General features: G+C 69.7%; 17 protein-coding genes. 10 read left to right on the forward strand and 7 right to left on the reverse strand.

Translation table 11 applies throughout. From position 1 onward, the window contains the following. Positions 1–1,090 precede the first annotated feature (1,090 nt). The 6 genes from ACFQU4_RS26285 to ACFQU4_RS26310 are packed head-to-tail and all read left to right on the forward strand — an operon-like array spanning position 1,091 to position 9,148. Positions 1,091–2,080 (forward strand): ROK family protein, encoded by a 990-nt coding sequence (locus ACFQU4_RS26285; RefSeq protein WP_377497711.1) that lies wholly within the window; start codon positions 1,091–1,093, stop codon positions 2,078–2,080. After that, positions 2,077–3,936, forward strand: a complete 1,860-nt coding sequence (locus ACFQU4_RS26290) for a mannose-6-phosphate isomerase (protein ID WP_377497713.1) — start codon at positions 2,077–2,079, stop codon at positions 3,934–3,936. Before ACFQU4_RS26285 ends, ACFQU4_RS26290 begins: the two co-directional genes overlap by 4 nt. Next, positions 3,933–5,207 (forward strand): ABC transporter substrate-binding protein, encoded by a 1,275-nt coding sequence (locus ACFQU4_RS26295; RefSeq protein WP_377497715.1) that lies wholly within the window; start codon positions 3,933–3,935, stop codon positions 5,205–5,207. Before ACFQU4_RS26290 ends, ACFQU4_RS26295 begins: the two co-directional genes overlap by 4 nt. A gap of 52 nt (positions 5,208–5,259) precedes the next feature. Next, positions 5,260–6,117 (forward strand): carbohydrate ABC transporter permease, encoded by an 858-nt coding sequence (locus ACFQU4_RS26300; protein WP_377497717.1) that lies wholly within the window; start codon positions 5,260–5,262, stop codon positions 6,115–6,117. A 10-nt stretch (positions 6,118–6,127) separates the two neighbouring features. After that, a complete protein-coding gene (locus ACFQU4_RS26305) occupies positions 6,128–6,952 on the forward strand; it encodes a carbohydrate ABC transporter permease (RefSeq protein WP_377497719.1) in 825 nt (274 codons plus the stop codon). A 12-nt stretch (positions 6,953–6,964) separates the two neighbouring features. Further along, positions 6,965–9,148, forward strand: coding sequence for a hypothetical protein (locus ACFQU4_RS26310; RefSeq protein WP_377497722.1), 2,184 nt, complete (start codon positions 6,965–6,967; stop codon positions 9,146–9,148). Here the strand turns inward: ACFQU4_RS26310 and ACFQU4_RS26315 are convergent. After that, positions 9,121–10,233, reverse strand: coding sequence for a DUF4272 domain-containing protein (locus tag ACFQU4_RS26315; protein ID WP_377497724.1), 1,113 nt, complete (start codon positions 10,231–10,233; stop codon positions 9,121–9,123). The genes ACFQU4_RS26310 and ACFQU4_RS26315 overlap by 28 nt on opposite strands. A gap of 49 nt (positions 10,234–10,282) precedes the next feature. Between ACFQU4_RS26315 and ACFQU4_RS26320 the strand changes: the two genes are divergently transcribed. After that, complete coding sequence (locus ACFQU4_RS26320) at positions 10,283–11,299, forward strand: alpha/beta fold hydrolase (RefSeq protein WP_377497726.1); 1,017 nt, start codon at positions 10,283–10,285, stop codon at positions 11,297–11,299. Here ACFQU4_RS26320 and ACFQU4_RS26325 read toward each other — a convergent pair. Further along, a complete protein-coding gene (locus ACFQU4_RS26325) occupies positions 11,293–12,450 on the reverse strand; it encodes an FAD-dependent monooxygenase (RefSeq protein WP_377497728.1) in 1,158 nt (385 codons plus the stop codon). The genes ACFQU4_RS26320 and ACFQU4_RS26325 overlap by 7 nt on opposite strands. Further along, complete coding sequence (locus ACFQU4_RS26330) at positions 12,447–12,911, reverse strand: GbsR/MarR family transcriptional regulator (protein ID WP_377497730.1); 465 nt, start codon at positions 12,909–12,911, stop codon at positions 12,447–12,449. The genes ACFQU4_RS26325 and ACFQU4_RS26330 overlap by 4 nt, the downstream gene beginning before the upstream one ends. Positions 12,912–13,063: 152 nt before the next feature. Between ACFQU4_RS26330 and ACFQU4_RS26335 the strand changes: the two genes are divergently transcribed. After that, complete coding sequence (locus ACFQU4_RS26335) at positions 13,064–13,744, forward strand: DUF998 domain-containing protein (protein WP_377497733.1); 681 nt, start codon at positions 13,064–13,066, stop codon at positions 13,742–13,744. Positions 13,745–13,765: 21 nt separating this feature from the next. Here ACFQU4_RS26335 and ACFQU4_RS26340 read toward each other — a convergent pair whose 3' ends face one another. Continuing rightward, positions 13,766–14,128 carry a winged helix-turn-helix transcriptional regulator gene (locus tag ACFQU4_RS26340; RefSeq protein WP_377497735.1) on the reverse strand — a complete coding sequence of 121 codons (363 nt, stop codon included), beginning with the start codon at positions 14,126–14,128 and terminating at the stop codon, positions 13,766–13,768. 76 nt (positions 14,129–14,204) lie between these two features. Here ACFQU4_RS26340 and ACFQU4_RS26345 point away from each other — a divergent pair, with 76 nt between their 5' ends. Beyond that, entirely contained in the window at positions 14,205–14,375 is a 171-nt protein-coding gene (locus tag ACFQU4_RS26345; RefSeq protein ID WP_377497737.1) for a hypothetical protein, read from the forward strand. Beyond that, a complete protein-coding gene (locus ACFQU4_RS26350; protein WP_377497739.1) occupies positions 14,375–15,064 on the forward strand; it encodes a DsbA family protein in 690 nt (229 codons plus the stop codon). The genes ACFQU4_RS26345 and ACFQU4_RS26350 overlap by 1 nt, the downstream gene beginning before the upstream one ends. 1 nt (position 15,065) lies before the next feature. Here ACFQU4_RS26350 and ACFQU4_RS26355 read toward each other — a convergent pair whose 3' ends face one another. From ACFQU4_RS26355 to prcB, 3 genes are read right to left on the reverse strand one after another with little or no spacing between them, the layout of a single operon-like run. Continuing rightward, positions 15,066–16,157, reverse strand: a complete 1,092-nt coding sequence (locus ACFQU4_RS26355) for a prephenate dehydrogenase (protein ID WP_377497741.1) — start codon at positions 16,155–16,157, stop codon at positions 15,066–15,068. Next, positions 16,154–16,978 carry a proteasome subunit alpha gene (gene prcA / locus ACFQU4_RS26360; RefSeq protein ID WP_377497744.1) on the reverse strand — a complete coding sequence of 275 codons (825 nt, stop codon included), beginning with the start codon at positions 16,976–16,978 and terminating at the stop codon, positions 16,154–16,156. The genes ACFQU4_RS26355 and prcA overlap by 4 nt, the downstream gene beginning before the upstream one ends. Further along, complete coding sequence (gene prcB / locus ACFQU4_RS26365; protein WP_377497960.1) at positions 16,975–17,811, reverse strand: proteasome subunit beta; 837 nt, start codon at positions 17,809–17,811, stop codon at positions 16,975–16,977. The genes prcA and prcB overlap by 4 nt, the downstream gene beginning before the upstream one ends. Between the last annotated feature and the right edge of the window lie 3 nt (positions 17,812–17,814).

Consider the following 17,814-nt stretch of genomic DNA (forward strand, 5'->3'; position numbering starts at 1 on the left):
AGTGCCCTGTCGACGCGGAGGGACGATCGACCGCCGACGGTGTCTGGACCGATCATCCGCACGGCGAAGGAACCGGTGCTGCCAGAGATCACCCGCGCCGCTGGGCCGGCGCCCGCTGACCCGCGGACTACGCCGGGCCGATGTCGCAGATTTGACGATCGTTTGGGAATTCGGCCGATTCCCACGATGGAACTGAAGCAGTCGTCAGATCTGCGACGTCCACAGCTCTCGTCGGCCGCCTCCGGGCGCTGCCCCGGAGTACACCGATCCGTCCGGTTCCGAGTAAGGGCAGCTCCCAGCGCGAGGAGATTGGGCGAGCCCAGCTCGGTAGCGCCGCTCGCCCCCCTTCGCCAACGACCACGCACTACGCCGTGCCTGGCGTCGAGTGTGAGGTTTCGGACACTGGAGATCGATTTCAACGGGTCACAAGGTCACACTCGATGAGGCACAGCTCCTGCTGGCGCCGAGTAGAGGATCCAGCCGCGGCCGAGCGCCCGGACAGGAGCATCCCGGCAAGCCAAGATCATCCTGATCTTGCCCGGCGGCCCGGCCCATCCTGAGGCTCGCGATCCGTGCCTTGCGGCCAAGTCGTGTGTCTGCCGCGTCCCCGCGAGCCCGGCCCGATCGCCCCTCCTCGACGGCGGTGATCACCGGGTCGCCCGCTACCGCGGCCAGGACCTGATCGGCCGGTCCGCGACCGAGCCGTGCTCGCTGCGGGCGCGAGTTGGCGATGTGTTCCAGGACCCGAGAGCTCGCTCAACCCGGCACCGATCGGCCTGCAGATCGCCGAGGTACTGCGCCGGCAACCAGCGGAGCACCCAGGCCGACGCCCGGTACGTGACGGCGGGGTCCGGGCCTGCGACTCGGCCGGTTCCCGATCTTGCGACCCACGCACCCCACGCCGGCACCCCGGCACCCCGGCACCCCGGCACCCCGGCACCCCGGCACCCCGGCACCCCGGCACCCCGGCACCCCGGCACCCGAAGCCCACCTGCCGACACGTCACTTCGGCAGCGACACGCCGCCAGAACGCCTGCTGTTGTGCCGGGTGGGCGGAATTGGGTGGCGCGATGCTGGTAACGTTACCAAGGTGACGGCAGGCGAGCGGAGCGCGAAGGCGCGGGTGGCCATCGATCTCGGGGGCAGCTCGGTCAAGATCGGTGTGCTCGATCAGGACGGGTCGGTGCTCCTCCGGGACGAGTTCGTGGTCACCGGGGAGCCGGCCGACCTGGACCGGGCCGCGGACCTGGCCGGGCAGTTGATCAAGGAGTCCGGAGTTCCGGTCGACGGTGCCGGGGTCGCTCTTCCGGGCGTGGTCGACCGGGCCGCGGGCCAGCTGATCCGAGCGCACGACAAGTACGGCTACCTCGGTGATCGCGATCTGCGGGCCTGGGGCGCCACGGCGCTCGGCGTCCCGACCATGATCGAGAACGATGCCCGGGCCGCGCTGCTCGGTGAGGTGACCTACGGCTGTGCCCGCGGCGCCACCGATGCGGTGATCATGACTCTCGGCACCGGGATCGGCACGGCGGCACTGATCGACGGGACGCTGCTCCGCGGTCGTCATGACCATGCGGGAATCCTGGGCGGCCACCAGACGGTCGACCTGTCCGGGATTCCCTGCAACTGTGGCAATCTGGGCTGCTCCGAGGCCGAGGCGAGCACCTGGAGCCTGCCGCTGCACCTGGCCCGGCACCCGCAGCGGGACGCCTCCGCACTGGCCCGGATCGAGCGGCCGGGGCTGGCCGTTCTGTTCGCGGCGGCGGAAGACGACGCGGCGGCCGCCGACCTGCGGACCCGGTTCCTGACTGTCTGGGGCGCGGCGCTGGTGAGCCTCTGCCACGCGTACGACCCCGAAGTGGTCATCGTGTCCGGCGGCGTGCTGCGGGCCCGCGACCGGGTGCTGCCGCCCCTGACCGACTACGTCCACGAGCATCTCTGGTCCTCCGCCCACCGGCCGGAGTTGATCACCCCCGACCGCCCCGAGGACTCGGTGCTGCGCGGGCTGGCCGCCCTGGCCGCCGCGCAGACCGCGACGGAGTCCAACCCCGTTCCCCCGACCGCTGCGAGGAAGCGTTGACGACCGCACCTGTTCAGAAGTCCAGTTACGACCGCTACCCCACCGTGCCGCTGCCGGCCGGGGAGTCGGTGATCACCGGCGCCGCCGCCTGGCACCGGGTCCGCGACCTGGCGTACGCGCGCGCCGAGGACCGGCCGCCGCTGATCATCGTCGACACCTACCCGGGCGTCGATCTTGCCGAGCTGACCCGACAGTTGACCGAGGCCTGGCCGACCGCCGTGATCATCGACGTCGAGCAGGAAGCGGCCCGGCCGATCGAGGAGATCGACGCGCGGATCGCCGACCACCTCACCGACGACCGGGTGTTCGGCGTGATCAGCCACCTGCGGCTGGAAGCCTTCTACGACAAGGAAAGGCTCGCCGCGCTGACCGAGCGGCTGGCCGACCGGACCGCCGCAACGGTCCTGATCGGCTGGGGCGCCGCCCTCGCCGCCGCCAGGCCCGACGCCGTGGTGCTGGTCGACCTGGCCCGCTGGGAGATCCAGCAGCGGCAGCGCGCCGGTGCCCCGAACTGGCGCAGCGACAACGGCGCCGAGGACAACCTGCGCAAGTACAAGCGCGGCTTCTTCATCGAGTGGCGGATCGCCGACCGGCACAAGCGGGACCTGTTCGGCACGATCGACTTCCTGCTCGACGGGAACGCGATCGGGCACAGCTCCGGCACCGCCCGCGAGCCGGGGATGATCACCGGCGACGCGTTCCGCGGTGCGCTCGAGGCCGCCGTGAATGCGCCGCTGCGGGTGGTGCCGTTCTTCGACCCCGGTGTCTGGGGCGGCCACTGGATGCAGGACAAGCTGGGCCTGGACACCGAGACGCCCAACTACGCCTGGTGCTTCGACTGCGTGCCCGAAGAGAACTCGCTGCTGCTCGCCGACGGTGATCATGCGGTCGAGATCCCCGCCCTGGACCTGGTGCTGTCCCAGCCGCGCGGCCTGCTCGGCGCGAAGACGTATGCCCGGTTCGGCGCCGAGTTCCCGATCCGGTTCGACTTCCTGGACACCGTCGGCGGCGGCAATCTGTCGCTCCAGGTGCATCCGCTGACCGACTACATCGCCGACACGTTCGGCATGCACTACACCCAGGACGAGAGCTACTACCTGCTCGACGCCGACGAGGACGCGGTGGTCTACCTCGGCCTGAAGTCCGGCATCGACCCGGACGCCATGGTGGCCGACCTGCGGGCGGCACAGCAGGCGGACCACCCGTTCGACACCGAGAAGTACGTGAACTCCTTCCCGGCCCGCAAACATGATCATTTCTCGATCCCGGCCGGCACCGTGCACTGCTCCGGCGCCAACTCGATGGTGCTGGAGATCTCCGCGACGCCGTTCATCTTCACCTTCAAGCTGTGGGACTGGGGCCGGGTCGGGCTGGACGGGATCCCGCGGCCGGTCCATGTCGATCATGGTGCGGCCAACATCCAGTGGGACCGCGACACCGCCTGGGTGACCGAGAACCTGCTGCAGGGCCCCGAGGAACTCCGCCGCGACGGCGACGTGGTCGAGGAACGCACCGGCCTGCACGAGTTGGAGTTCATCGAGGTGCGCCGGCACTGGTTCGACGATCACGCCGACCACCACACCGACGGTACGGTCAACGTCCTCAATCTGGTCGAGGGCGACGAGGTCGAGGTGATCAGCCCGACCGACGCCTTCCCGCCGATGCTGATCCACTACGCCGAGACGTTCATCATCCCGGCCGCGGTCGGCCCGTACCGGATCCGGCGGACCGAGAACTCGCAGTCCACCCGGTTCGCCACCGTCAAGGCCTACGTCCGCGGCACTCTCTCCGATGCCGCACCCACCCCTCATGACAACCCGGCGAACGCCGCCGGCAACAAAGGAGTTCGATCATGAAATTCCGTTCCCTCGCCACCGGCCTGATCGCCGCGGCCACGACCGCCGGGCTGTTGCTCGCCGGTTGTTCCAGCCCCGCCCCGGGCGGCACCGATGATCAGCCGGTCACCGGAACGCTCGATTTCTTCACCAACAAGGCCGCCTGGAAGCCTGACTTCGACGAGCTGAACAAGACCTCGGAGCCGGGTACCAAGATCACCCTGAACACCACCGGCTACTCCGATGCGAACCAGTACGACGCCTTCATCAAGCAGTCATTCCGGACCGACAAGAGCCCCGGCCTGTTCACCTGGCAGACCGGGCCGTCGCTGAAGGAGCTGGTGGACGAGAAGCTGGTCGCCGAGACGACCGAGGTGTGGACCGAGGCCGTCGAGCAGGGCTGGGTGACCGAGGATCTGCGCGAGTCGTACACCTTCGACGGCAAGCAGTACTGCGTGCCGATGAACATCGCCTACTGGGTGATGTACTACAACAAGAAGATCTTCACCGAGAACGACGTCGCGGTGCCGACCACGTGGCCGGAGCTCGACGCGGCGGCGACCAAGCTCAAGGCGGCCGGTGTCACGCCGTACTACCAGACCAGCACGCTGTTCACCTTCCAGTGGTTCCAGCAGCTCGTCGCCGGCACCGATCCGGCGCTCTACAACGGCCTGGCCACCGGCGAGGTGAAGTACACCGATCCGCGGATCGTCGCGGTGATGAACGAGTGGCTGGACCAGCACAAGAAGGGCTGGTTCTCCGACGCCGGCAGCAACACCGACCCGGCCAACGGGCTCAAGCAGGGCGACTTCGCCATGATCAACTTCGGCAGCTTCTTCAACGGCTCGCTGGACGGCGCCGGGATGAAGTCCGGCGAGGACTACGGCTTCTTCGTGATCCCGGCCAAGAACGCCGAGCTGCCGGCCACGCCGGTCGCCGTCGAGACCGGCCCGATCTGTGTCGCCGAGAACTCGAAGCAGAAGGCGCTCGGGCTCGCGTACTCGAAGTGGTGGATGTCGCCGGACGCGCAGAGCGCCTGGTCCTCGGCCCGCGGTGACGTGCCGTTCAACCCGAAGGCGACCGTGGCCGACAAGAGCCTCGAGCAGCTCGGCAAGGAGATCGCGACCGACAAGTACACCCTGGTCGAGCGCTACTACGAGGCCACCCCGACGCCGATCCTGACCGTGGCGTTGGAGCAGTTCGGCGCGTTCAACGCCAACCCCGGTGATCCGATGCCTGTCCTGGAAGCGATCCAGGCCGAGGCGGACAAGTACTGGGCCGAGAACAAGTAGCACGAGGACATCCGAGGGATCCGAGGTAAGGAAGCGCATGGCGAGTCTTGCGGTGCGAACGCAGCGATCGGGGCTGGGGTTCGTCGCCCCGGGCGTGATCATCGTCGCGGTGTTGCTGTACGCACCGCTGCTGTGGACGGTGTTCCTCAGCTTCACCGATTACAACGGGCTCGGTAGCCCGGACTGGGTCGGGCTGGCGAACTTCGCCGAGATGTTCGACGACGGCGGCTTCCTCGGCTCGGTCGGCAACACGCTGCTCTGGGTGGCCGGGACCCTGCTGGTCCCGGTCGGCCTCGGCCTGGTGCTCGCCCTGCTGTCCTGGAACCTGCCGGGCGGCGCCTGGCTGCGGCTGCCGTTCCTGATCCCGTACGCGCTGTCCGGGATCGGCGTCGGCCTGATCTGGTCGTTCATCCTGTCCAGCGGCGGCGCCCTCGATCAGGCTCTCGGGGCGTTCGGCCTCGGCGGGCCGCGGTGGCTGGTCGACGCGCCGCTGAACACGATCATGATGATCCTGGCCAGCGCCTGGCAGGGTGTCGGCGTGAACGCGCTGCTGTTCACGATCGGGCTGAACTCGATCCCGAAGGAGCCGCTGGAGGCCGCCAGGCTGGACGGCGCGACCGGTGCCAGGCTGCTCGGCAACATCATCTGGCCGATGTTGCGGCCGCTGACGACGGTGGTGATCGGGTTGTCGATCGTGGCCAGCCTGAAGACGTTCGACATCGTCCAGGGCATGACCAAGGGCGGCCCCGGCCGCGCGTCCGAGACGCTTGCTTTGACCATGTACAAGGAAACCTTCGTCAACAGTGAGTACGGGCTCGGCTCCGCGATCGCGCTCTTCCTGACCGTGATCACGCTGATCGCCTCGGTGCTCTACCTGCGCCGCCAGCTGTCCAGCAAGAACGAGATCTGAGGAGACGATCATGAACGGAAAGGCCTCCCAGATCGTCCGCACCACGATCCTGGTGATCTTCGGGCTGCTCTGGCTGATCCCGGTCTATCTGCTGTTGATCAATGCCAGCAAGGACCCGACCGTGTACGACTCGCGGCAGTCCTGGGTCCCGGACGGCTTCGCGCTGTTCTCCAACATCGCCGAGGCGCTGAGCCTGTCCGGGATGGCGGACAGTGTGCTCAGCACCGTGCTCTACAGCGTCGTCGCCCCCGCCCTGGCCGTGGTGGTCGGCGCGGCGGCCGGCTTCGGCATCGTCGCACTGGGTCTGAAGCACGGGTTCGCCTGGTTCGTGGTGATCTTCGGCGGGACGATCTTCCCGCTGCAGATGATCTTGCTGCCACTGTTCGACGGCTACTCCCGGGTCGGCCTGTACGACAACCGGATCGGCATGATCCTGATCTACACGGCGATCGCCACCCCGTTCTCGGCGTTCGTGATGCGCAACTTCTTCACCGGCGTCTCGCACAGCGTGTTCGAGGCGGCCCGGCTGGACGGCGCCTCGGTCTGGTCGATCTTCACCCGGGTCTACCTCCCGATGTCGGTCAGCGCGCTGGTGGCGATCTTCATCCTGCAGGCCACGTTCATCTGGAACGACCTGCTGCTCGGCCTGGTGCTGGCCCAGTCCGACGCGGTCCGGCCGATCGTCACGACACTGGCCGGCATGCAGAGCACGTACGGCGGAGCCCAGCTGTCCACCGTGCTCGCGGCCGGCGTCCTGGTCTCGCTGCCGACCGTGATCTTGTTCCTGTGCACTCAACGCTTCTTCGCCAAGGGCCTCGCCCTTGGTCAATACTGAGGAGTCTTCTTCGTGTCCGTTCCGACCGTTGATGATCTTGCGGCCGACCCGGTCAGCCACCACTACGACGACCTGATCGCGCCGAGCGGGTTGACCAATCTGCTCGGTACGGTCCGGGTCGATCATGACCTGACCCAGCTCAGCGCGGTCACCTTCCCGCCGGTGTCGCAGGGCCTGACCGCCACCGCGACGCTGTTCGTGGACGGCCGGCTGTTCGCCTCCTACGGCGCCGAGGTGACCCACGCGTGGCGGCCCGACCGGGTGGTCCGCAGTGCCGAGCTGCCCGGGCTGCGGATCGAGACGACGACCGTCGCGGTGCCGGGCGAGACCGCGGTCGCGATCGACGTGCGGGTGCACAATCTGGGCAGCGAGGATCGTACGGTCGGGCTGGGGTTCACCCTCAACGCGAGGGTCCGGGAGGCTGACGGCGCCTGGTTGTCGGCCGAATCTCCGAGCGCGGCGAACGAGACCGTGGTTCGCCCCCTTCGACAGGCTCAGGACGGCGCTTCGACGGGCTCAGGGAACGATGGGCTGGACCGGATGATCTTCACCCAGCCGGGCGGCGCCGCGGTGTCGGTGCAGGGGCTGGACCGGCCGGCCACGGTCAGGGCCAGTGGCGTCGCGAAGGCGCCCGGCGATGCGTACGAGGTCGGCATCGGCGGCACCGCCCGTGGTGGCACGGTCGACACGACGCTCGACGTACCCGCCGGCGGATCGGCTCGGATCGCTTACGTACAAGCGATCGGAAGCACCGAGGAGCAGGCGGGCGCGACCTTCCACCGAGTCGCCGCCGACGTCCCGGCCGCGATCAAGGCGGCCGAGGAGTTCTGGAACACCCAGCTCAGCGCGGCCTTCACGCCGGGCAGCGGCGAGTTCTCCGGCAGCCTGCCCATCCTGACCACAGACAACGACGCGTTGCGCAGGCTCTACTGGTGGGGCGTGCTCGGCGTGATCTGGTTCCGCCGCGACTTCGCCGGCAACGTGCTGGGCCGCAGCTACGACACGCTGATGCCGAACTACTGGTCCACCACCACGTTCATCTGGGACTTCAGCCTCAGCTCGCTCACCCATGCACTGCTCGACCCGGAGCCGATGCGGCGCCAGCTCGCGCACTGGATCGCCAGCGACATCCACACCCACTTCGGCACCTCGTCGCTGACCGGCGGCCCGGTCGGCCAGTGGTACTCGGTGAACGACTACGCGATGACCCGGCTGGTCGACGACTACGTCCGGTTCACCGGTGATCAACAATTCCTGGCCGAGGAGCTGGCCGGACGTCCGGTCCATGATCATCTTCGGCAGTGGGCCTATGCCTGGCAGGACTTCCGCAAGGCCTCTCCCCTGGCCGACTACGGCGAGATCGAGAACCTGCTCGAGTGCGTGAGTTCGTACACTCACGAGGTGGCCAGCCTGAACGCCGCGAACGTGTGGAACCTGCGGACGGCCGCCGACCTGCTCGACCGGGCCGGCCAGGACGGTGATCAACTCCGGAAGACGGCCGACGAGCTGCTGCCGCACGTGATCGACCTGTACGAGCCCGGCACCGGGTTCTTCGCGGCCCGGCAGCCGGACGGCACCAGGCTCGGCGTCCGGCACTGCTACGACTTCAGCATCGTCGGCACCACGATCGCCGATGATCTTGCTCCCGACGTGAAGACGGAGATGATCGACTTCTTCCGGCGCGAGCTGCAGACCGAGAACTGGATCCGCGCCCTGTCGCCGTACGACCCGGACGCCAGCTTCAGCGTCCGGCCGGACCACCAGTGGAACGGCGCCTACCCGGCCTGGCCCGCGGACGCGGCCCGCGCCCTGGTCGACCTCGGCGCGCCCGACGTCGCGCTGGACTGGCTGCCCGGCCTGGCCCGGACCGCGAACCAGGGTCCGACCGGCCAGGCGCACTTCGTCGAGGAGGCCCAGCCGGGCATCAACGGCGGCGCCCGCAAGGCTCCCCCGCAGCTGCCGTACATCATCGACTGGTCCTGCTCCTCGTCCGGAGCCTGGGTCGCCCTGGTGATCGAATCACTCTTCGGGGTCCGGGTCGGCGCCGACGGCACGGTCACCGCCGCGCCGGTGCTGGCAGGGCTCGACCCGGGTGCCGTGCTGCACGGGCTCCGGGTCGCCGGCCGCACCTACGACGTGCACGCCGACGGCCGCGTGGTGTCGCTCGATCAGGTCGGGGCGCCGACCGCGCCGTAGACCGGGTTGGCGCCGATCAGCCAGTTCAGGGCGCGGTGGCGCTCGGCCGTCTGCCGCCAGAGCCACCACGACGCGCGGTCGTCCAGCTCCGAGACCGGTGTCCCGCCGACGGCCAGGTCACCGTCGATCAGCGGGATCCCGTCCAACTCGACCGCGCCGAACCAGGTGTCCCGGGCCCACGCGGCGAAGTCGACCTGACGCCGGTCGAGCTGCTGTTCGGCCAGCCGCCAGTCGAGCGCCTGCAGCCGCCGCCACTCCCGATCGATCTCGGCGACCGACCGCAGCACCGGCTCCGGTCGTCCGCTGTACGGGCCGGGTCCGGGCACCTGGAACTCGGTCACCGTGTCCAGCGGCTGCCGTCCCGGATCGAGCGCGGGCAGGGTGTCGATCACCCCGAGCGCCCAGAGCAGCGCCAGAGCGGCCTCGGCGTCGAACATGTGCTCCGCGGCCAGGTCGGTGCCGACCGCGCCGGCCGGCTGGTCCAGGAAGTCCCGTTCGGCCGGCTCCGGTTCGTCGCCGAGCTCGGTCCCGTCCAGCCAGGCCCGGAGCCGGCTCTCCTCGGACTTGATCAGCTCGGGATCGTCCTCCAGGCCCGCCTCGAGCGCGCTGCGGTACGTGGTCGCGAGCAGGACCAGTGCCCGCCGCGCAACCCGGTCCTGGTCCGGCCGCAGCGGCTCGGCGACCAGGTCCCGGCCGTCGCAGTCGATGAACGCGCGGCCGTCCAGGAAGCAGAAGCCGCCGGTCCGGTCGGTCAGGTCGAGCAGAACCTGACCGGGCAGGCCCACTTCGAGGTCGTGATCCGCCACGGACCCGTACACGGCAGACGTCGACAGGGCGCGGACCACCAGCGAGTCCGGCGCCCCGATGCTGCGGAGATAGCCTTCCATCCCGGTCAGGTGCGGCCCGACCTGATCGTCGGCCAGCCGGGTGAACGTGATCGCGCCGTCCGGCGAGGCGAACGTCACCTTGTTCCCGTCGTCGGCGAGGTCGATCCGGCACTCCGCACCGGGCGGCACCAGGGCCTGCCAGTGCTGGGCCTCCAGCCGCCAGCCGAACCTCGCGTACACCGCAGCGTTTCTCACCACGGGCCCTAACCTAACCGGACCGATCCCGAACATCGGGGAGGATGCGGCCATGACCAATCCGAGCATGATCATCTCCGAGCTGACCCGGCTGACGACGCCGTACGCGATCGAGGAGACCCGGATCGTCGACCTGGGCGGCAGCCCGCAGGTGGTCTCGCTGCGCGGCCGGGACCGGCGGAACCCGGTGTTGATCATGGTCCACGGCGGGCCCGGCACCCCGCTCAGCGCGACGTCCTGGATGTGGCAGCGGCCGCTCGAGGAACACCTCACCGTCATCCAGTACGACCAGCGCGGGGCCGGACGCAGCTTCCAGCACGACGATCCGGACCGGCTCCGGGACGCGATCAGCCTCGACCACTGCGCCCGCGACACCGTCGAGCTGGCCGAGTTGATCACGGCCGAGTTCGGCGTCGAGCGGGTGCTGCTGGCCGGGCACAGCTGGGGTACGGCCGTCGCCACCCGGGCCGCGCTGCTCCGGCCGGACCTCTTCTCGGCCTATCTGGGCGTCTGCCAGATCGCTTCTACCGCGGCCGGCGAGGCGGAGAGCTGGCGCTGGGCGCGGGCCGAGGCGGACCGGCGCGGCGATCGTACGGCGGCCGAGGAGCTGGACGGGATCGCGCCCTATCCGGAGTCGTTCAGCCGGGAGACCCTGACCGTGGAACGTCGCTGGGTGACCCGGTTCGGCGGGATGGCGGCCGGTCGCGCCGACAGCGCGTACTTCGACGACGGGGAGCTGGTGGCGCCGGACTACTCCCCCGCCGACCGGGATTCCGCGCGGGCCGGCCGCGAGTTCCTGGCCGAGCACCTGCTGCCCCGGTTCATCGAGATCGACTTCACCGAGGTGCACTCGTTCGAGATCCCGATCATCCTGTTCCTCGGCCGGCACGACTACGTGACGCCGACCGCCCCGGCCGTCGCCTGGCTGGACCGGCTGGCCGCACCGACCAAGATCATCGAGTGGTTCGAGGACTCCGCCCACCTGCCGATGCACGAGGAGCCGGGCCACTTCCTGACCGCGGTCCTCGAGCACCTGCTGCCGTACGCCACCAGGCTCCTCGTTCAGTGATCGGGCGCGCCTGGCGGGCGCCAACGCCAGACCGGGTTGCTGTCGGGCGCCGTCAGCCGGTTCCAGAGCCGGGAGGGTGTGAGCCGGAAGGCCCCGGTGAGGAGCCGGTAGCCGAGCGGTCCGAGGTTCAGCATGAGTTGACCGGTCCGGTGGGCGTCGCGGGCGATCGCCTGCACTCTCGGTCTCCGTGAGCGGTCGTACGCGGCGAGGGCATGGTCAAGGTCCGGCTGGCCGGCCAGGTGATGTGCCAGGACGACCGCGTCCTCGAGGCTCTGCCCGGCTCCCTGACCGCGGTCGGGGCTCATGGCGTGTGCGGCGTCTCCGAGCAGCACGGATCGGCCGAGGACGAACCTGTCCAGGGGCTGGACTTCGTGGATGTCAATGTGCCGGATCGTGGTCGTTGCCGCGACCAGGTCCGGGATCGGGGCGTGCCAGTCCCGCACCTGGTCGAGCACGACGGCGAGCTCGTCTTCGTGACGAACCCCCGGCCGGTCGGCGCGGGCTCCGAGCGCCCAGTAGTAGTGCCCGTCACCCAACGGGTGGATCAGGAAGTAGCGGCCGCGACCGATGGTCATGCTGCCGGCGAGGCCGTCGGTTCCGTCGGGGTGCTCGACCACCCCGAGCCAGGCGGTGCAGTCGAGGAACGTGGGCGGGCCGGCCGTCGGTACGACCTGGCGCCGGACCGTACTCCAGATGCCGTCGGCCCCGATCACCAGTTCGGACTCCGCCTGACCGTGGGCATGCTCGACGATCATGACCTGATCGGCGGCTCGGACCCGGGTGACCTCGGCGCCACGGCACACGGGAATCGACTCCGCCGCCGCCAGCAGGACCCGGTGCAACTGTGACCGGCGGAATCCGCGCAGCGGAGCCGGCACCGCCGGATCGGCGCGGACGAGATGGCGGCCGTCGGGTTGGCGGATCGTGCCAGTCGCCTGGGTCGGCGAGCTGACCGCTCGGGCCTGGTCGCCCACGCCCAGCTCATCGAGGCAACGCATGGCGTTCGGAGCCAGGGACAGCCCAGCGCCCGCGTCGCCGCCGAGCCGGTCGGAGCGCTCGAACACGGTGACGTCCCAGCCGACCCGGTCCAGCGCGATCGCGGCGGCGAGTCCGCCGATTCCGGCGCCCACGATCAAGGCGCGGGCCTTCATCGAGAACCGTCCCGTCTCGGCATCGGCGGCGCGTTCTCGAAGACCTCGGCCATCCAGGCGAAGACATCGCTTGCAGCGTTGAGCCCTTCTCGCCGCGACGATTTCCGGCCGACCAGGCGCAGTCCGTCCTCGGCGATCGACTGGAACGTCCCGATCGAAGCGACCTGGGCACGGACCACTCGACCCCAGGCGTCGTCGTCGATCCGGTAATAGGCCGTACGCTCTCCGGCGCGGCCCTGCCTGGTCACGAATCCGGCGGCCATGAGCAAGCGAAGGGTCGTCGTCAGGGACGCCCTCGAAGCGCCGACCGCGGCGGCGATCTCGGCGGCGCTCTGCTCGGCCGGTTCGCTGATCATCAGCCAGCCCAGCACCCGGCCGGCGATCGGCGGCATCCCATCGCGGGCGAGATAGGTCGCGACCCGCTCGATCCATTGCAGCTGTTCGTCCGTTGCGGTCGGCACCAGCTCTCCCTTCAGGTGAATTACAGTCGTTTCAGTCCCAACTGAAATTAGTGTACGCTGTCCATCGGGCGCCATCCAGGCGCTACATGAGCGGAGTGCCGGGAAGCCTGGTCGGCCGTGAGCGCGGGCTCACGCGAGGACTGGAGGATTCCATGATCACGACCAACCGCAGCACCAACGCACAACCGTTCCTCGGCGCCGGCATCACGGCCGGAGTCCTGGTCCCGTTGATCGTCCTGATCGACGGTGCGACCCGGACCGGGTACAGCCTGTGGCGCAACGGCGTCAGTCAGCTCGGCACCGGCGATCGCGCCTGGCCGTTCACGACGACCTTCGTCGTCGGTGGCCTGCTCCTCGGCCTGTTCGCCGTCGGCCTCCGGCGGACCCTGCGGAACGGCCCAGCCGCTGTGTGGGGACCGATCATGATCACGGTCGCCGCGATCGGCCTCATCGTCGGCGGGCTGGTGCCGACCGACCCGGCCCTCGACTATCCGCCGGGTGCCCGGAGTGCGGCCGTCAGCACGGCCGGTGCTGTCCATCAGGTCGCCGGCTTGATGATCTTCGCCGGGCTTGCCTCGGCCGCGTTCATCCTGACCCGGCGACTGCGTCGTGACCGGCCGGGCTGGGCGAACTACTCGCTGATCACCGGCATCCTGATCATCGTGCTCGCGTTCGCCGCCGGAATCGCCTATCGACTTGACACCCTTGGGCTGTGGCGACCGGCGCCGGCCGGGTTGTTGGAGCAACTCTCGCTGCTCCTCGGCTACTGCTGGGCGGTCGCGGTCGCTGTGCACTATCTGCGAGGCGGCGCGAAGATCGCAACAGGTCGGTGAATCATGATCCGGACGCCATGATCAACAACGGGTCCACGGGACCTCGTCGCCCACATGGCGGGCCACCCGCTCGACCAGCGGCAGCAGCAGCTCGGCGATCTCCCGGCCGACGTCGGTCAGCGAGTATTCGACGTGTGGCGGCAGGGTCGGCTTCTGATCCCGGACCACGAAGCCGTCGTCGACCAGGGCGCGCAGGGTCTGGGCGAGCATCTTCTCGCTGACCCCGTCGATCGAGTCGCGCAGTTCGTTCCAGCGCCGGGTGCCGCCGGCCAGCGCGAGCAGGGTCGGGACGCCCCACTTGCCGGTGACGTGGGTGAGCACCAGGCGGGCCGGGCAGTCGGCCGCCAGGGCGAGTCGGAGGTCGGTCGGACCGGGCACGGGCATGCCCGGGATTCTACTCACCAAATAGTGCGTACCCCATCTTTGGAATGCAGAGGAAGTCCGGACCGTTGTGCCAGCCGTGACCACACCACCACTCGCCCCGAATCCGACTCATCCCGATCCGCGCCCGGACGGCCCGCCCGCCGAGGCGACGACCGAGCCGACTCCGCCGGCGACCGGCGGGTTCACGTTCGTCGCGGTCGACGCCGGCGACGCCGAGGTCTGCGGCCCGGACGGAGTGTGCGCCTGATGTCCGCCGAACCGTTCGCGCTCGAACCCGGCCGACTGCGGGTCGACATCTGGAGCGACATCATGTGCCCCTGGTGCTATCTCGGCGACACGGCCCTGGAACACGCCCTGCAGGACTTCCCGCACGCGGAGCGGGTCGACGTCCGCTACCGCAGCTTCCTGCTCCGGCCCGACCTGCCGTCCGATCGGCCGACCGATCTGTACGAGCTGATCAGCAGCAACCGGGGCAGCTCTCGTGAGGAGGTCGACGCCGGGCACGCCATGCTCGCCGAGCGCGGCCGCGCCCTGGGCCTGGACTACCGGTTCGACAAGGCGATCGCGATCAACTCCACGTCCGCTCACCGGCTCAGCCACGTCGCCCTCGATGCCGGGGTGCAGCGGGCCATGATGCAGCGGCTGTTCCTCGCCTACTTCACCGAGGGGCGCAACGTCGCCGACTACGACACGCTGACCGACCTGGCCGAGGAGGTCGGCCTGGACGGCGCCAAGACCCGCAGCGCGTTGGAGAGCGGTGCCCACCTCGACGACGTCCAGGACGACATCGCGCTGGCCCGGCAACTCGGCATCAGCGGAGTCCCGTTCTTCGTCTTCAACGGCAAGTACGCCGTCTCGGGCGGCCAGCCGGTCGAGGTGTTCAAGCAGACCCTGGACACCGTCTGGGGCGAGCTGTCCCCCGCTCCGGCCGGCTGAGTCAGGGTTCGACGGTCCAGCCGTTGGCCGTGATCGCGCCGACCAGGTCGGCCTCGGTGGCGGGGTCGACCGACAGCGACAGGTAGCCGACCTCGCGGACCTGATCATGTTCGATCGCGATGTCCTCGACGTTGACGCCGGACTCGCCGACCAGGGCGAACAGGCGGCCCAGGGCGCCGGGTTCGTCGGGGATCTGCACGACGACCCTGCTGTACGCGACGGCGACCCGGCCGTGCTTGCCGGGGATCCGGCGGGTCCCGGTCACGCCATGGGACAGGACGGTCCGCAGTTCGTCGGTCTCGGGCTGTTCCAGGGCCTTGATCAGCACCTGGAGTTGATCATGGACCTGGCGCAGCTCGGACAGCACGGCGCCGGAGTTGCTGCCCAGGATCTGTTCCCACAGGCCGGGGTCGGAACCGGCGATCCGGGTCACGTCGCGCAGGCCCTGGCCGGCCAGCAGCAGGTCGTCGGCGGGGATGTCGTTCAGCCGGCCGGCCGTCAGGACCGACATCAGGTGCGGCAGATGGGAGACCCGGGCCACGGCCGCATCATGATCATCGACGTCCATGATCACCGTCCGTGCGTGGCAGGCGGCGACCAAGGTGCGCACCGTGTCGACCGACGGTCCGGCCGACCGGCGGTGCGGCGTGATCACCCAGGTCCGGTCGACGAACAGATCGGCCCGGGCGGTCATCGGCCCGGAATGTTGGGAGCCGGCCATCGGGTGCGACCCGACGTACCGGGCCAGCTCCGGTTCGCTGTCCCACAAGGAATGCAGCACGCCGGCCTTGACCGAGCCGACGTCGGTCACGGTCGCGTTCGGATAGCGCCGCAGCGCATCGCTGATCACGCCGGACAGCACTCGCGGCGGCACCGCGGCCACCACCAGGCGGACGTCCTCCGGGACCGCCGGCGTCACCGTACCCGCACCGAGTTCGGCGGCGACCCGGGCGTGGCTGGCCTTGGCGTCGACCAGGTGCACCGGCCAGCCGGCGGCGGTCAGCGCGCAGCCGACCGAGGCACCGACCAGGCCGGCACCGATGATCACCGTCGGGCCCGGAGGCTCAGCGGTGATCGGCCGGGATTCGGTCACTGATCCTCGGTATCCGCGGGCGGAGACGCGGGGCTCTGCCCCTCGGCCGTCTCCGCCTGTCCTTCGACGGCCTCAGGGGACGCCGTGGCGGGCGCTTCAACGGGCTCAGGGGGCGTTGTCGTGCCCAGTTGTTCGGCGAGCCGGTCGCCGCGGATCCGGCGGAACTTCCTGGGCAGGGCGCGGGTGCGATCGAGCACCGCGACCTCCAGGGACTCCACCCCGAGCTCGCGACTCGGCGCGCCGGAACCCTGATCGGAGGCGAGGGCCTGCACCGCGAGCCGGATCGCCTCGGTCAGCCCGAGGCCGGGACGGTAGCCCGAGCGGACCGCCTCGGTGATCGCCTCGGCGGACCCGCCCATCACGGCGAAGTCCTCCTCGTCGTTCACCGAGCCGTCGTAGGTGAGCCGGTAGATCTGGTCCGACGCCAGCTCGGTGCCGAGCTCGGCGACCACGATCTCGACCTCGTACGGCTTCTCGCCGCCGGAGGAGAAGATCGTCCCGAGCAGTTGCGCGTACGCATTCGCGAGGCCGCGACCGGTCACGTCGGTCCGGTCGTAGCTGTAACCGCGCAGGTCCGCGTACCGGATCCCGGCGGTGCGCAGGTTCTCGAACTCGTTGTAGCGGCCGACCGCGGCGAAGCCGATCCGGTCGTAGATCTCGCTCACCTTGTGCAGCGCCTGGGACCGGTTCTCGGCGACGAACAGGATGCCGTCGGCGAAGTGCAGAACCACGACCGAGCGGCCGCGGGCGATCCCCTTCCGGGCGTAGTCCGCCCGGTCCTTCATCAGTTGTTCGGGCGCGACGTAGAACGGCATGCTCATGAAAGCGGGGCTCCTGGTCCGTCGGGGCGCTGCAGCCGGCCGACCAGCATTTGGTCCACCAGCTCCGCGACCTGATCCTCGGCGACGCGCTCGACACCGTCCGGCCCGGCGACCATCACCACCGGGTAGATCCGGCGGCTCACGTCCGGCCCGCCGGTGGCCGAGTCGTCGTCGGCCGCGTCGTACAGCGCCTGGATGGCGGCCGACGCGGCGCCGGTCGCATCCAGGTCGCGCCGGTAGAGCTTCTTCAGCGAGCCCCGGGCGAACACCGAGCCGGACCCGATGGAGTGGAAGTCGTACTCCTCGTACCGGCCGCCGGTGGGATCGAAGGCGAAGATCCGGCCCCGGCCCTCGGCCAGGTCCCAGCCCGCGAACAGCGGCACCGCGATCAGGCCCTGCATCGCCAGCGGCAGGTTGCCCCGGATCATGGTGGCCAGCCGGTTCGCCTTGCCGACCAGGGACAGCGACGAACCCTCGAGCTTCTCGTAGTGCTCCAGCTCGAGCTGGAACAGCCGGACCAGGTCGATCCCGAGCCCGGCCGTCCCGGCGAAACCGATCAGCGAGAACTCGTCGGCCGGAAACACCTTCTCGATGTCACGCTGGGCGATCATGCTGCCCGAGGTGGCCCGCCGGTCACCGGCCAGCACCACCCCGTCGGGGAAGGTCGCGGCGATGATCGTCGTCCCGTGCGGGGACAACGAACCGGCGTCGCCGCTCCCGAGTTCAGCAGAACGCGCGTTCGGCAGCACGTGCGGTGCGACCGAGGCGGCGAACTCGTAGAACGACGACGTACCGACCTTCAGGTATTCCGGTGACAGACCTATCGACGACAGATC

It is taken from the genome of Microlunatus sp. GCM10028923 (genome assembly GCF_042666975.1).
GTDB lineage: Bacteria > Actinomycetota > Actinomycetes > Propionibacteriales > Propionibacteriaceae > Microlunatus.